The following is a 13,931-nucleotide window of genomic DNA, read 5'->3' as shown; positions in this document are numbered from 1 at the left end:
TCCGCGCGACCTTCACTGCATTCACGACCTTCCCGATTTTTCCCGACCTTCCCGACCTTCTTCCGAGACTTTCCATGTGGCACTTCCATAATCCCGTCGCGATCGACGCGGGCGAGGGCGCGCTCGCCCGCCTGCCCGAGCGCCTCGGGGACCGCCGCGCGATCCTGATCGCGTTTCCCGAAGCCCGTGCGCTCGGTCTTTGCGACCGGCTCCAAGCCATGCTCGGCGAGAGGCTGATGGCGATCGAGACCGAGGTGTACCCGAACCCCGACGTCTCGTGGCTTGCGCCGATGTACCAGCGCCTCTGGCGCGATGACCTGGATGCCGACTGCGTGATCGCGCTTGGCGGGGGGAGCGTCATCGACTGCGCCAAGGCCATGTTGACGGGTACGCCCTCGGGTACGTTCGACGAATTGCTCGCCTGCCTCGCGGACAACACGGCCATGGCGCGACCGGCACGGGTCCGCTCGCTGATCGCGTTGCCGACCACCGCGGGCACTGGAAGCGAGGTAACGCCGTGGGCCACCATCTGGGACCAGCAGGGAGGCCGCAAATACTCACTGCACTTGCCATGGACGTGGCCCGAGGCGGCGCTCATCGATGCCACGCTGATGACCAGCCTGCCGCGCGGTGCCACGCTCGCCAGTGGCCTCGATGCCCTCTCGCATGCGCTCGAGTCGCTGTGGAACGTCAACCGCAACCCGGTTTCGGCCAGCCTCGCGGTTTCCGCCGCACGCGAGATCCTGACGACACTGCCCACCCTGCTCGGGCAGCTCCATCGGGTTGACCTGCGGGCACGGCTGGCGGTGGCGGCCGTGCAGGCCGGCGTTGCCTTCTCCAATACCAAGACTGCGCTCGCGCATTCGCTTTCGTACGGCCTCACGCTGGAGCGCGGCGTGGCACATGGCATTGCCTGTTCGTTCAGCTTGCCGTGTGTGATGCGCATGGCGTTTGGCCGGGATGTCCAGCTCGACGCGCTGTTGCTCTCGGTGTTCGACGCCGGCGATGTGGATGCGGCTGTGGAAACGCTTTCCGCGTTCCTGGAGCGGCTGGGCGTAAGCACCAATCCCGCCGCGTACGGCATCGGTGCCGGGCAATGGGACCAGCTCGTCAGCGCCGCGCTGGAAGGCCCGCGCGGCCGGAACTTTATCGGCGCGCCGCGCTGAACGAATCCCCCCAAGTCGATCGAACCGACATTTTTGGAATCAGAAAACTGTGATGAACCAGAACCTCAGCACTCGCGCAGTGCACACCGCGCGCGCCACCCATCCCAACGCCGGCACGATCGAAGCGGTAATCTTCGACTGGGCCGGCACGCTGGTCGATTTCGGCTCGCTGGCGCCAACGCAGATCTTCGTCGATGCGTTCGCCACCTTCGGCCTGGGCATCACGCTGGCGCAGGCGCGTGGCCCGATGGGCTTGTCCAAGCGCGACCACATCCGCACGCTGCTGGCCGACGAGACCATCCAGGCGCAATGGCAGGGCCGCTTCGGTCGCCCGTCGACCGATGACGATATCGATGCCATCTACGAGCGCTTCATGCCGATGCAGATCGCCAAGGTGGGCCAGTATTCGCGGCCTATCCCGGGTTCGGTGGAGACGCTTGGCCTGCTGCGCGAGCGCGGCATCAAGGTAGGGTCCTGCTCGGGCTACCCGCGCCAGGTCATGGATGTGCTGCTGCCGATTGCCGCGGGCGAGGGCATTGCCCCCGACCATGTCGTGGCTGGAGACGAACTGAGCGCAGGTGGCCGGCCGGGCCCGTTCATGGCGCTCGCCAATGTGCTTGCGCTCGGCGTGCGCGATGTACGCAGCTGCATCAAGGTGGATGACACGGTGCCCGGTATCGAGGAAGGACGCAATGCCGGCATGTGGTGTGTCGGGCTGACGCTGTCTGGCAACGAAGTCGGGTACTCGCGCACGGAACTCGCGGATGCCAAGCCAGCCGAAGTGCACGCTCGCGTGGCACGTGCAACGCAACGCCTGAAAGACGCGGGCGCGCACTACATCATTGAATCCGTCGCGGACCTGCCGGCGGTAATGGACGAGATCGAAGAGCGGCTGGCCTGCGGCGAGAAGCCTTAAGTCCCCGGAACGGCCTGGAGTCCGGCTGGATAGCCGCGTGCGCGGCGGGGCTGCTGTCCTTGTAGCGGTCCGGCGCGCCGCGATACGCCGGCCGGCGTAGAACGATGAAATCAGGCGACTGTCAAGGCGTTCGCGCAGGCAGCCGATATGAATCCCGGTCGACACGACATCTCCCTCGATCCGGACCGGACGCAGGCGCGGATCGGGCACATACTCGGAACGTGAGACGGTGCCGATGCCGAGTCCTCTTATGACGGCCTCCCGCAATGCTTCGCGACTCCCGATCTCCATGGCAACTTGTACCGACACCCGATGTTTCACCAAAGCCTCCTCAAGCGCTTTGCGGGTTGTGGAACCAGGTTCACGCATCAATAGCCTTTGTCCTGACAGTTCGCTGAGCGCGATGGATTCGCGGCCCGCGAAAGGGTGATCCACGTGGACAAAGGCAATGACGCGATAGCGAGCGTAAGGCTGCATGTAGTACCGGTCATCCGGTAGCTGGCTGGCAAGCACGCCGACGTCGCAGGCGTATTTGTGGGTGCGGCCGAACGTTAGCTCAAGCCATCGGCCACTATTGCTGCGTGAGCATCAGGTTCAGGTTCTGAACCGCAGCGCCGGATGCGCCTTTGCCAAGATTATCGAAAACCGCGGATAGCAGGACGTGCCCGTGCTCCATGTTAGAAAATACGGCTAAGCGCATGTCGTTTGTACCGTTCAGCACTTGCGGATCCAGGTGCTTTAAGGCGCACGATTCGTGCAGCGGCAAGACACGTACGTGGTGGGCCGCCTCGGCATAGTGGCGTGCGAGGCATGCGTGTAACGTCGCGCCATCCACGTCGGGCGCGAGCAGCCGCAACTCCAGGGGCACCGTCAACACGATGCCCTGGCGGAACGCTCCGTATGCAGGGACGAAAATGGGAGGCTGCGTGAGCCCGGCGTGCTGCTGGATCTCCGGCGTGTGCTTGTGCGCGAGTTCCAGGCCATAGACCTGGTATGAAGGCGCGTTAGCGGCTCCCGGCCCCTCATATTCCTCCACGCCGGCGCGTCCGCGTCCGGAGTAGCCGGATACCGCATGAATGCTGATGGGGTAATTGCCCGGTATGAGCCCAGCCTGCACCAACGGACGCAGCAGGCCAATCGCACCGGTCGGATAGCAACCGGGGTTGGTGACCCGACGTGCGTTTGCAATTCTCTCAGCCTGCCCCGGCGTCATCTCCGGAAATCCGTAAGTCCAGTCCGGCTGTGTACGGTGGGCGGAGCTTGCGTCGATGACTCGAACCGCAGGATTGACAATTGTGGCCACTGCCTCGCGCGCGGCGGCATCCGGCAAACAGAGGATGGCGATGTCGCAGGCGTTGATGGCTTCTGCGCGACGCCGCAAATCTTTGCGCTCCGCAGCAGCAAGCGTAATCAGTCTGATGTCGGTCCGGTTACGCAGCCGTTCGTGGATTAGCAACCCGGTGGTGCCTTGGTCGCCGTCGATGAAAACAACGGGAGAGCTCATACGTGAAATACTCCGCTGACTTTGGGTTGTAAGAAGTAGAACGAAGAACGAGGCCCTATGTTCCGTCGACCGCTACAATAGGGAAAGTTGTATTTCATAACGTGAACATTCAGTTTTTCTGAATCTGGACGCCGACATGCGAGAGATCAGCCTGGACCGCTTGCGCACTCTGGTCGCCATTGCAGACCGTGGCTCATTTGCCGATGCGGCGCGTGCATTGCACCTGGCGCCACCAACGGTTAGCCTCCATATCGCTGAACTTGAAGACCGCATTGGGGCGCCACTCCTGTCGCGCAAGCGCGGACATGTCAGGCCGTCGGCGATAGGAGAGGTGCTGGTGGAGCGCGCGCGTCGACTGCTGGCCGATGCGGAGCAGGCGTTAGACGATATTCAACGCCAGGTGCAGGGCCTCGAAGGGCGCGTGCGGCTCGGTGCGTCGACTGGCGCGATCGCGCACCTGTTGCCGCAAGCGCTTGAGGTGCTGCGCCAGCACCATCCCGCTATCGACATTCAAGTTGCAGTGCTGACTTCACATGAAACGTTGGCCCGACTGGCGGATGGGACGCTGGACGTTGGGCTGGTCGCACTGCCTCAACCCCCGGTGGCTGGACTCGTGATCAAGCCTTGGAGGCGCGACCCCGTGATGGCCTTTGTGCCGGCGCATTGGCGGTGCCCAGCCCGCGTCACGCCTGAATGGCTCGCTGCCCAACCTCTCATTCTCAATGACGCGACCACGCGTCTTTCACGTCTGACTGCGGAGTGGTTCGCGACCGGGGGGTATCATCCTGCGCCTCGCATTCAGCTCAACTACAACGACGCGATCAAGAGTCTGGTAGCGGCAGGTTACGGCGCCGCGCTGTTGCCCCATGAGGCGACTGCGCCATTACCCGACAAGCGCATTGTCATGCGTCCGCTGCGCCCGGCGTTGTGGCGTCGGCTCGGCATTGCACATCGTGCGGGGTACGTTGAGCGTTCCACGCAACACGTACTTGATATGTTGCGGGATCTGCGATTGGCGTAGGAGTTGCCATTTTCCGCTTCGGTTCGTTCTCGCTGGGACAGTAGCCTTATTGCACCCCACGACGAACGAATGGCCGGTTTGTAGAAATCTAAGTGACCGAATTGGGTTGTGGATTCAACCGGCCAACGGCGGCTCGTCGGCCAACGGCGGCCGGGCCGTCCTCGCCAAGATCGACCTCGTTTGATCTTGGCGAGGACACCCTGCCGTTGTACGGTCGCCTGGGTATTAGCGGAACTCCTAGGATTTCCGCATGGCGGGAAGGTCTGACGTGGCCCGCGGGCGGAGTTGGATCAACGGCGGCCTTCGCGCAAGCGGTCGTTGCGGTCGGAAACCGGTGTGGATAGTGCCAGAAGCCGGCTGCCGTCCCAGCGCAGCACGGCCTTGTCATCATCATTCCCGGTGGCGTTGTTATCGAGTGGCCATGAGGTGGTCGGCCAATGCCTGGAAGGCTGGATAGCTGACCGTATTGGACCGCTCGTTTCCGGCCACCGGATGGGAGGCGAACCGAGCGATCACCATCTCGGCTTTGGGGTCGATGTAGATCACCTGGCCATGAACCCCGCGCGCAGAGAAGGCGCCATCGGCATTATGGCTGACCCACCACATGTCGCGATAGCTCCCGCCGGGCATTGTCACATAACCGGCTTTCGCAAACTTGGCCTTGTCGCCGCCGTTTCGGACGTCGTCGACTACGGACTTGGGCACGATCTGCTGGCCATTGAACCGCCCACCCAGGCGCATCATTTCGCCGAAGCGGGCCATGTCGCGCAGGGTCGGGTTGAAACCGCCTCCGGCGAACTCTGTTCCAATACTGTCGACTAGCATATAGGCGTCTTGCTCGACCCCCAGCTTCTGCCAGATGCGCTCGGACAGTACTTCGCCCGCTGACTTGCCGCTGACGCGCCGGATCAGCCAGCCTATCACGTCCGTATTCACGGTCTTGTAGGCAAAGGCATCACCATGCTCGCCCTCCTTCTTCAGGGTTTCCAGGAACCCATAGAACGAGGTTGGGCCGTTGTAGCCAGGCGGGCGTGGAAACACGCCTCCCGCCTGCACGTGTTGCCAGATTTCGGCATTCGGATCTGCGTAATTCTCTGAATACTTGACGCCGACCGTCATGTCCAGCACCTGGCGCACCGTCGCGCCGCCGTAGGCCGTGTCCTTGAGCTCCGGGATGTAGTTGGAGACCAGCGCGTTCTCGTCGAGCTTGCCTTCGGCCACCAACGTCGCACCCAGGGTGCCGAAGAACGATTTGGTTACCGACATGGCCGTGTGTGTCTGGCGCGGGTTCATGACACCAAAGTAGCGTTCATAGACGATCTGGCCCTTGTGCAGCACGACGATCGCATCGGTGTAGTTGGCCTCAAGCGACTGCGCCCAGGTCATCGTGCCCGTGCGTCCCAGTGGCGTGAACGTGATGCCGTCGATGTCGCCGCGCTCGGCGCGCGGCAATGCCGACGGTGTGCCGTCACCGCGGCCGACATTGGTGCTGGGCACAAGTTGGCGGAAGTTGGCAAACGACCAGCGAGTCTGCGGGAACGTGTAGAGCGTCATGTCCGCCTGCCGGATCAGCTTGTCCGCCGGCGGCGGCGAACCGGTCATCCAGCCCATCTTTACTGGGTCCGAATCCGCAGCGCTGAGCGGCGGACGAGAGGTTTGCGCCTGCGCGATACTGGCGCAGCATGCAGCGCTCAAGACAGCGAGGATGGATTTGAGCTTCATGGTTTGTCTCCCGTTGGATGATTGGATGGATTGCCAAGGCCATGCCGCGGCAGAGCGGTTGCGCGCGCGATGCGTTGCTTCATTGTTCGTCTCCTCTTCTTTGTTCGCCGGGCCCGCGGGATCCGCTGAGGGCGCCGCGTGATGCCACACGCATGGTCGGATATTGCCGACGTGACAGGTAGAGCAAGATCCGCCAGAATTGGAGGCAATTCCGCCATATCTCAAGCTGCCCCAGAATGCCCGTCGCTTACCTGCTGTGCTATCCGTCCGCCGCCGTGTCGGTGCTCTCCACGGCCGCCGACACCCTGCGCATCGCCAATACACTGGCCTCCATGCAGGTAGGCCGGCGTGGCCGCGCGCCGTTCCAGTGGCACGTGGCAGCATCTGAGCCGCGCCGCTGGCAGGCGCTGGCCGGCGTGCTGCAGTGCGATTGCGTGCCGCTGGCCGAACTGGCTCGCGCGGACAAGAATGCGATGGTGGTCATTGCGCCGCCGATCTTTGACCACATTGCCGGGCTGGAGCATGGGCTGTCGCTGCTGGACCGCGAGCGTGCCGCCCTCGCCAGCGCGGCAGCAAAAGGCGCGCTGCTGGTGGCGCCATTTACCGCGGTGGCACTGTTGGTGGCCTTGGGCCTGCCCGCACAACGCCGGCTCGCTGTGCCCTGGGTGTTCGGTACCTGGATGCGCCAGGTGGAACCGGCGCGGCGGCTGCAGGCCGATCAGGCCGTGGTCAAAAGCGGCAATGTGTTCAGTTCGCGCGCGCTGGATCACGTGCATGCCTTGTTGCAGCAAGCGGTGGCGCGAACCGCCGGCAAGGCGCTGGCACGCACGCTGGGCAACACGCTGCTGGACCAGCCCGCGCGCGGCGAGGCGCTCAACATATGGATCAAGGTCGGTGACACTCCGCGCGAAAGCGTGGTCTTGCGCGCACGCCGCCACCTGCAGCAGCACCTGGCCGAACCCTACGATCTGGGCCGGTTGGCCTCCGTGGCGTCCACCAGCGAACGCACCTTGCTGCGGCACTTCATGAAATCGGTCGGTATGTCGCCGCTGCAGTTCCTGCATCGCCTGCGCGCCGAACGCGCCTGCCATTTGCTGGAAGTGACCACGCTGAGCCTGACTGCCATTGCCGAGCAATGCGRCTACCAGGACATATCGGCCTTTCGCAAACTGGTACGCCGCCATACTGGCCTGCCGCCCGGCGCCCACAGGCGTGCTCACTCGGTGCGCGCGGAACTGCGCTCGGGATAATGGCACCCACCCGGCATTCCCGTACGATCTGCAGTGGGAAGCGGATGGCCGGCATGGCCGATGAGCCGCCGTTGGCCGGCACGGCGGCGGACGGCTTTTCCCGGCCAGTTTGAGTCATCCGCCGGGACCGTATCGAAGGACTGGACCGGCCGATGAAGGGGCACTCGCCGCCTCCGCTTTGGATGATCGCTCATGGGCGCTCATGGGCGCTCACCGGACCGCCTATTGGAACAACATGTTCTGACCCAAGGCATGTCTGGTAAGGGAAACTGCCTAGACAATGCCGCCAGGGAGAGGTTCTTCGGCACGCTCCGAGCTCCTCACGCTGAACAAATTTACCGGTCTGGACCAGCTTCAGGCCGGCCAGGTAGATCCACTACAATCACGAGCGCATCAAGCCGAAGCTAAAAGGGCTGAGTCCCGTGCAAGACAGGACCCAGCCCTTAGGCGGCGAGCGATTTAACTGTCCAATTTCTTGGGGGCAGTTCGGACTGACCCTCTTTTTTAGCCGCGTACTACATCTTTCCGGGACCGCATAGCCAGATCCCTTCCGGCAATCATACCCACCTGAGGTTCGGCATCAGGTCGCTGTGCTCGTCAATACTGACGCAACCCAGTTCGTTCATCATCCGCTTCATGGATTCCTTGGATTTCGAGTCAAAACTGGCAATCATCAGCAACTGGCCCGGTGCCATTTGCGCTTTCTGCCGCCCCAGCCCGAGGCGGCCGACCTTGACGCCGACCAATCCGCCGATCCACCAGCCGATCATCGCGCCAAGCGCGATAGCGCCAACATACGCAATGGTAGTGGCGCCCGTACTGGCGGAGACTCCGTATCTGAAAATTACCAGCGCGGCGATGATCGCTCCGACAAAAAGTCCGGTGATCGCCGCTCCTTCGCGATACGTGGTCTGGCCGATGTCAATCCTCGGCAATCCGTCAACTGGTTGATTGTCGCGCTGGGCAAACCACGGTCCCGCGACGAGTGCCGATGTACCGGCCAACTCGCCTAATCGCGCTCGCGCCAGCCCCGCCGTGGCGACGTCATTCAGCCTGAAATACAGTAGCGTACGCATGGTGTGTTACCTCACTCAATCTCAATTTCGACTTCCGGCGAACCGGCGGATGTTTGCGTAATGATTCCGGCCCAAGCTCCAGTGCCCCTTGACCGCGGGGCAGGATGGCGACCGCAGGTTGGGCCAGCCTTCGTTGACAGCGCGATCCCAGTCAATCAGTAGTGTGGCTGCTTGATGCCATTGGGTTGCCACCAAACGTATGAATCCAATTCTCTGGATGCTTCCCTTCGGCAACTGGCCGACCTGGCGGTCGCGCAGCAGGCGCATGGCGGGAATGGCCCGGTAGGTGGTCTTCGCAGGATTGTTCGGCACGATATTTCCTTCATTGTTTGGAAGGCTGGCCGTGTGGCGGCAGTTGTGACGGGGCACCACCGCTGTGGGCTCCGGTCTTCCATTGCGAACGGGTAATCATTTCCATCCGTCCCGCATTGCCGAGGATCTTCACGGCATCATCGTCATGATGAGATCGCGGCTCGGCCAGCCTGAAACGCGGAAGGGCAGCAAAGAAAGCGGCAACCAACCTGGCGATCGGCATTACGGCCGCAAAGGGTTCCAATCGCCGGACATCGATTACATCGATCCTGGCGAACGACCGATTTCCTTGGTTACGGGGGTAGTGGACGACCGGAGGTCGCCGCGTGGCATCTTGCATGAAATTTCCGGGAATCCCCGTGAGTGACTTCAGGAGTCACCAGTCCTAAGACGTTGTCGAGGGGGAAGGCCCGGAAACGAGTGGTGGGCGAACCAGAAGCACGCCGCTTCAGGGACGCAGCAACTATAAGCATAGGTGTCCGTTGCATCCCAGGCTAACGCCCTTACAAAATGGCCCGGCAGGTGTTACGCCACGCACCCGCGGCGCCCGCAAACGCAAACCGGTCGTCCACCGCTCGCACTACACTGAAATGGCATTCCACAGCAATCTTCGCTGTCCGGATCTCTTTGCTTTTCTTCAGATCGTCGTCAACGCAAGGCTTGAAATGAACCGTCTCCAATACTCGGTGAGCCTTTCCTACGAGGTCATGGATCCCACGGCGGACTTCATGCTGAACATTGAAGCTGCCAGGACTTCGCGGCAGTTCGTCGTTGCCGAACGACTGACGTTCCCCCCGTCAATTCAGACCACCAACTACACGGATCCGGTGCTGTGCAACCGCCTGCTTAGAATGCGCGCACCCAAGGGCCGCCTTGCCATCCGCTATGAGGCAGTCGTCGATATCGATCATCGCCTGGACGACAGCGATCAGTTGTCAGAAGTGCCTGTCGCCGAACTGCCGTTCGATGTCTGGCACTACCTGGCGCCTAGCCGATATTGTGAATCTGACCGCCTGATGGAATTTGCGATGCGTGAATTCGGGGGCATGCAGCGCGGCTATGGCCGCGTCTACGCAATTCGGGAGTGGGTACGCAATCACGTGCGTTATCTCTCGCGCTCCACCAACGAGCGCACGTCGGCGGTCGATACCATCGTGGAACGCACCGGTGTCTGCCGCGACTTTGCCCACCTGATGATTGGGATCTGCCGCGCCCTGAGCATTCCGGCGCGCATGTCCAGCAGCCTGGACTATGGGGCGGATCCGGCAATGGGCGCGCCGGATTTTCATGCGGTGGTAGAAGTGTACTTGTCCCACCGGTGGTACCTGCTCGATCCCTCTGGCGTATCGATCCCGACGGGGCTGCTTCGTATCGGCACCGGCCGGGATGCCGCGGACATACCGTTCGCGGCGATATTCGGCGCGGTGGAATCGGAGCGGCCCTTTGTCGAAATCCATGCTGTGACCGACACAGCGGCCGGGATTGAAATGCCGGTGTTCACTGCAAAGGCCATCTCCACCTGGTAGCCGGCGCTCGTTGGCCGTTGCTACCGGCTCCGTGGTCGGTTGCGCATCAACGTTTGTTTCCCTTCATGCTCTCGGTTTCCATGGCGGCCTTCCATTCCTCATAGGCCTCGATCGGCTCCATGGACTGATCGACGAACGCGGCGGCGCGCTCCGCGGCGGCCAGCGTATCCACGGCGGAGTCGCCCTGGTTGTCGTCCTCCGTGCTGGGTGGCAGCAGCATGTCTTCGAGCATCGTCGCCAGTTCCGATGTATCCCATGACTCACCCAACTGAGTCTTCTTCTTCATGTAGTGCCGGACTTCCGAGTCTTGTCCGGCGCTCAATGGCAGTCCACGGAAGGTAAGCTCTTCGTTCTGATGGGATCATGATGTACCTCCGACGAGGGTCTGTACTACGAGGAAGCGCTAAACAGCATGAGCCATGGGAACCACTTGACACCCGAGATCGGCGAGGCGTTTGAGCAGGCGGCGGATGGTCTTCTCGGCATGATGGCGGTCGAAGTAATTAGGACCAAGGTCGGTGTATTCAACGCCGTCGCTGAGCATGTGGTAGGCAGCGGTGAGCATGGAGGCGGCCACCGCGAGGATAGCCTTCTTGGCGCCGCGGCGCGCCTTGCCAACAAATAGGTCTACGATGAAGGCGTGGTCACTTTTAACCCCATAGTCCGCAACCATGATACTTCCAGGCACTGCGTACCCATCTAAGGCCACGAGAACGCGCCCGAGCGCGCCCCCTCTGGAAGATGGAGCGGTGCCGATCAACCTGAGGCTTGTCCGCGAAGCCACCACGTCCGCGTTGGACGCACAAGGAGCCAACAATGAAACTGATTGAGCCGGACGAACAACGGGCATTTCTTGCTGCTCTGCGGCATAACGGTCTGGCAGAAGATGATTTCGAGGTTGCCGAAAACGATACGACGGACCCAAAGGGCGACGAGAACTTTGGTCTGCAGGGCTTTGTCGCCGTAACGAGACGATCAACTCGAGTTACGCGGGAATACCCTATCGGTTACGAGGCAGATTGGGTGGAGCACTTCACCAAAGATCTGGGAGCCGGCGCATTCGATAAGCTGGAATGAGAGACCCCAGGCCGTGAGGCACGGGGGGTAGAAAAGCCGGCCATTTGGCAGATAGGGATATTAGCCTGGAAGGCAGCCGAACTCAGTGGTTGGAGCGTGCCCGAAGGATGGTGCCAACCTGCGACCACGTTGTCCCACAGCGAACCGAACCCTCTTTCAAGGACTTCCGTTGCATGTCAGCCCGCCTACGTGTGGGCGGCCATGGGCGATGCCCACGGGCCGCTCGGCTTACATCACGCCACCTTGACCTCGATGCGGCTCGGTTGCGCGTGTTCGGCTTTCGGGATGCGCAGCTTGAGCACGCCGTGGTTGAACTCGGCGACGACCTTCTCGGCATCTAGTTCCTTGGATAGCGTGAACACGCGCCGGTAACGCGGCAGGGAAACCTCCGTGTAACTGGCTTCCATGTCGTCCGGCTGAGCCAGGACGACTTCGCCCTTGATGGTCAGAATATCGCCTTCCACCTGCACGACCAGCTTGTCCTTGGGCACACCCGGCAGATCGGCGTACAGGGTGATGCCTGCGGCGTCCTCATACACATTCACTGGCGGCATCAGGGCCGCGTCAGCGGGGTCGGCTTGTTTGGTGACAGCAGTAGTTTCGCTCATGGCCAGATCCTCCTCACTCACTGGATGCTGATGAGGCGCCGCTGCGCGGCTTCGAGACGCTGGATGCTAATGTGCAGCACGCCGTCGCGGTATTTGGCTTCCACCGCGTTGGGATTTACGTCGTCTGGTAGGCTCACCACACGGCGGAAGCGGCCCGCGAAGCGTTCATTGATATGCAGGGAGGTTTGCTCGTCCTTGTCAGAGAGATCGGGCTTGCGCTCGCCGACAATGGTCAGTACGCCCTTCACCAGTTGCACGTCGATGCTGGCCGGATCGAGGCCGGGGGCAAAAGCGTAGATTTCCACCGAGTGGGGTGTGCCGCCGACATTGATGGCCGGAAAACTGACCTGACCGCGAATGCTGTGAGACAGCTCGAATGGCTGCTGCATCTCACGCTGCAGGCGTTCCAGCGCTGAGAATACGTCACGGGGAAACAGGGATCGATACATCATGTTTGCCTCCATTCGCTCGGGCGCGGGCGCCATATTCTGACGTCCCCGGTTGGAATGGTAAGGCTTCCCCTGAGGATTTCAAGTTCTTGATTTGACTGATATTCGCCATCATTCTTCCGAGCGGAAGGGCAGCGCTAGAGAGCTGAAAAGGGGAACACGCATGGAATTCCAGGACTACTACAGAACGCTGGGAGTGACGCGCGATGCCACCGCGGAGGACATCAAGAAGGCGTTCCGCAAGCTCGCGCGCAAGTTCCATCCCGACGTTTCCAAGCAGTCGGATGCCGAACTGCGCATGAGGGAGCTCAACGAGGCCTATGCCGTACTCTCCGACCTGGAAAAGCGCGCCGCGTACGACCAATTGGGACGAGGCCATCAGCCCGGCCAGGAGTTCCGTCCGCCGCCGGACTGGAACACCGGCTTCGAGTTCTCCAGTCGCGGCTACTCGCCCCGGAAAGAGGCCGATTTCAGCGACTTCTTCGCCGAGCTGTTTGGCCACATGGGGGGCGGACACCGCAGTTTCCATACACGCGGTGGCAACGTTCAGTCACGCGGTGTGGATCACCACGCCAAGGTGCTGCTGGACCTGGACGACACCTTTACCGGCGCCACCCGTCAGCTTTCGCTGCAGGTACCAAGCATGGACGCCCGTGGCGGGGTACAGCTCAGGAGCCGGACCCTCAGCGTGAAAATTCCCAAAGGCGTACGCGAAGGTCAGCTCATTCGTTTGGGCGGGCAGGGTGCGCCGGGGCTCGGCGGCGCGCCGGCGGGGGATCTTTTTCTGGAAGTGCATTTCAAACCGCACGATCAATTGAAAGTGAAGGGACGCAATCTACACCTCACCCTGCCGGTGGCGCCATGGGAGGCGGCGCTGGGGGCGGTGGTGCCCATCCATTTACCTGGGGGCGAACTGAAGGTGCGCATTCCCCCCGGCGCGCAGAGCGGCAATGAGCTACGCGTGCGCGGCAAGGGCATCCCCGCGAATCCACCGGGCGATCTGCTGCTGGACCTTCAAGTGGTGTTGCCGCCGGCAAACACCCCTAAAGCGCGGGAGCTTTATGAAACCATGGCCCGGGAATTGGCCTTTAAACCGCGCCCGGATAGGGGAGTCTGATCCGGCCGATGAGCGGGCATACCGCCTCGGCTCACTGAACGGCCACTATGTAGCGACCAGCGGCCATCCGAGTCGATAGCGTGATCGTCTCATCATCGGCCATTTCGGCCTTCCGGAGCCGTGCAGTCGAATGACTCAGATGGGTCGGGGGACTAAACCGCTCGCGCGGTAGGGGCTACGGCCATAC

Annotated in this window: 15 protein-coding genes and 3 pseudogenes; 8 read left to right on the top strand and 10 right to left on the bottom strand. The window is 62.1% G+C overall.

The genetic code is table 11. From position 1 onward, the window contains the following. The first annotated feature begins 74 nt into the window (after positions 1-74). Together psrA and phnX are read left to right on the top strand one after the other, a co-directional pair. On the top strand, positions 75-1,166 hold the full coding sequence (gene psrA, locus AC1DQ3_RS20640; RefSeq protein ID WP_477122007.1) for an iron-containing alcohol dehydrogenase PsrA: 1,092 nt from the start codon (positions 75-77) through the stop codon (positions 1,164-1,166). A 52-nt stretch (positions 1,167-1,218) separates the two neighbouring features. Beyond that, positions 1,219-2,082, top strand: a complete 864-nt coding sequence (gene phnX / locus AC1DQ3_RS20635; protein ID WP_477122006.1) for a phosphonoacetaldehyde hydrolase — start codon at positions 1,219-1,221, stop codon at positions 2,080-2,082. A 111-nt stretch (positions 2,083-2,193) separates the two neighbouring features. On the opposite strand, the pseudogene AC1DQ3_RS20630 reads toward phnX, so the two are convergent. Next, positions 2,194-2,601 (bottom strand): annotated as a pseudogene (locus AC1DQ3_RS20630) (LysR substrate-binding domain-containing protein); the annotation flags it as partial. A gap of 52 nt (positions 2,602-2,653) precedes the next feature. Further along, complete coding sequence (gene argC / locus AC1DQ3_RS20625; protein ID WP_477122005.1) at positions 2,654-3,586, bottom strand: N-acetyl-gamma-glutamyl-phosphate reductase; 933 nt, start codon at positions 3,584-3,586, stop codon at positions 2,654-2,656. 136 nt (positions 3,587-3,722) lie between these two features. Here argC and AC1DQ3_RS20620 point away from each other — a divergent pair, with 136 nt between their 5' ends. Beyond that, positions 3,723-4,607, top strand: coding sequence for a LysR family transcriptional regulator (locus AC1DQ3_RS20620; RefSeq protein WP_477122004.1), 885 nt, complete (start codon positions 3,723-3,725; stop codon positions 4,605-4,607). 408 nt (positions 4,608-5,015) lie between these two features. On the opposite strand, the gene AC1DQ3_RS20615 is transcribed toward AC1DQ3_RS20620, so the two are convergent. Next, the gene (locus AC1DQ3_RS20615; RefSeq protein WP_477122003.1) at positions 5,016-6,329 is read right to left on the bottom strand and encodes a serine hydrolase domain-containing protein; all 1,314 of its coding nucleotides are present in this window, start codon (positions 6,327-6,329) and stop codon (positions 5,016-5,018) included. Positions 6,330-6,565: 236 nt separating this feature from the next. On the opposite strand from AC1DQ3_RS20615, the gene AC1DQ3_RS20610 reads away from it, so the two are divergent. Together AC1DQ3_RS20610 and AC1DQ3_RS20605 are read left to right on the top strand one after the other, a co-directional pair. Next, entirely contained in the window at positions 6,566-7,579 is a 1,014-nt protein-coding gene (locus AC1DQ3_RS20610; RefSeq protein WP_477122002.1) for a helix-turn-helix domain-containing protein, read from the top strand. 219 nt (positions 7,580-7,798) lie between these two features. After that, positions 7,799-8,019: pseudogene (locus AC1DQ3_RS20605) on the top strand (IS3 family transposase); the annotation flags it as partial. 117 nt (positions 8,020-8,136) lie between these two features. Here the strand turns inward: AC1DQ3_RS20605 and AC1DQ3_RS20600 are convergent. From AC1DQ3_RS20600 to AC1DQ3_RS20590, 3 genes are read right to left on the bottom strand one after another with little or no spacing between them, the layout of a single operon-like run. Continuing rightward, positions 8,137-8,655 carry a hypothetical protein gene (locus tag AC1DQ3_RS20600; protein WP_477122001.1) on the bottom strand — a complete coding sequence of 173 codons (519 nt, stop codon included), beginning with the start codon at positions 8,653-8,655 and terminating at the stop codon, positions 8,137-8,139. Between the two features lie 21 nt (positions 8,656-8,676). Then, entirely contained in the window at positions 8,677-8,967 is a 291-nt protein-coding gene (locus AC1DQ3_RS20595) for a hypothetical protein (protein WP_477122000.1), read from the bottom strand. Positions 8,968-8,977: 10 nt separating this feature from the next. Next, positions 8,978-9,307, bottom strand: coding sequence for a hypothetical protein (locus AC1DQ3_RS20590; protein ID WP_477121999.1), 330 nt, complete (start codon positions 9,305-9,307; stop codon positions 8,978-8,980). A gap of 325 nt (positions 9,308-9,632) precedes the next feature. Between AC1DQ3_RS20590 and AC1DQ3_RS20585 the strand changes: the two genes are divergently transcribed. Then, complete coding sequence (locus tag AC1DQ3_RS20585; RefSeq protein WP_477122040.1) at positions 9,633-10,493, top strand: transglutaminase-like domain-containing protein; 861 nt, start codon at positions 9,633-9,635, stop codon at positions 10,491-10,493. 46 nt (positions 10,494-10,539) lie between these two features. On the opposite strand, the gene AC1DQ3_RS20580 is transcribed toward AC1DQ3_RS20585, so the two are convergent. Both AC1DQ3_RS20580 and AC1DQ3_RS20575 read right to left on the bottom strand, forming a co-directional pair. Further along, positions 10,540-10,821: a hypothetical protein gene (locus AC1DQ3_RS20580; protein ID WP_477122039.1), complete on the bottom strand. Its 282-nt coding sequence runs from the start codon at positions 10,819-10,821 to the stop codon at positions 10,540-10,542. 75 nt (positions 10,822-10,896) lie between these two features. Further along, positions 10,897-11,106: pseudogene (locus AC1DQ3_RS20575) on the bottom strand (IS110 family transposase); the annotation flags it as partial. Between the two features lie 203 nt (positions 11,107-11,309). Here AC1DQ3_RS20575 and AC1DQ3_RS20570 point away from each other — a divergent pair. After that, positions 11,310-11,570 (top strand): transcriptional regulator, encoded by a 261-nt coding sequence (locus AC1DQ3_RS20570; protein ID WP_477121998.1) that lies wholly within the window; start codon positions 11,310-11,312, stop codon positions 11,568-11,570. A gap of 233 nt (positions 11,571-11,803) precedes the next feature. On the opposite strand, the gene AC1DQ3_RS20565 is transcribed toward AC1DQ3_RS20570, so the two are convergent. Both AC1DQ3_RS20565 and AC1DQ3_RS20560 read right to left on the bottom strand, forming a co-directional pair. Beyond that, a complete protein-coding gene (locus AC1DQ3_RS20565) occupies positions 11,804-12,178 on the bottom strand; it encodes an Hsp20/alpha crystallin family protein (RefSeq protein WP_477121997.1) in 375 nt (124 codons plus the stop codon). A gap of 17 nt (positions 12,179-12,195) precedes the next feature. Next, positions 12,196-12,630 carry an Hsp20/alpha crystallin family protein gene (locus AC1DQ3_RS20560; protein WP_477122038.1) on the bottom strand — a complete coding sequence of 145 codons (435 nt, stop codon included), beginning with the start codon at positions 12,628-12,630 and terminating at the stop codon, positions 12,196-12,198. Positions 12,631-12,790: 160 nt separating this feature from the next. Here AC1DQ3_RS20560 and AC1DQ3_RS20555 point away from each other — a divergent pair, with 160 nt between their 5' ends. Continuing rightward, positions 12,791-13,744 carry a DnaJ C-terminal domain-containing protein gene (locus tag AC1DQ3_RS20555; RefSeq protein WP_477121996.1) on the top strand — a complete coding sequence of 318 codons (954 nt, stop codon included), beginning with the start codon at positions 12,791-12,793 and terminating at the stop codon, positions 13,742-13,744. The last annotated feature ends 187 nt before the right edge of the window (positions 13,745-13,931 follow it).

The sequence above is a fragment of the Cupriavidus sp. 01T418 genome, assembly GCF_056398885.1.
This window is presented reverse-complemented; position numbering and strand designations above follow the sequence as displayed.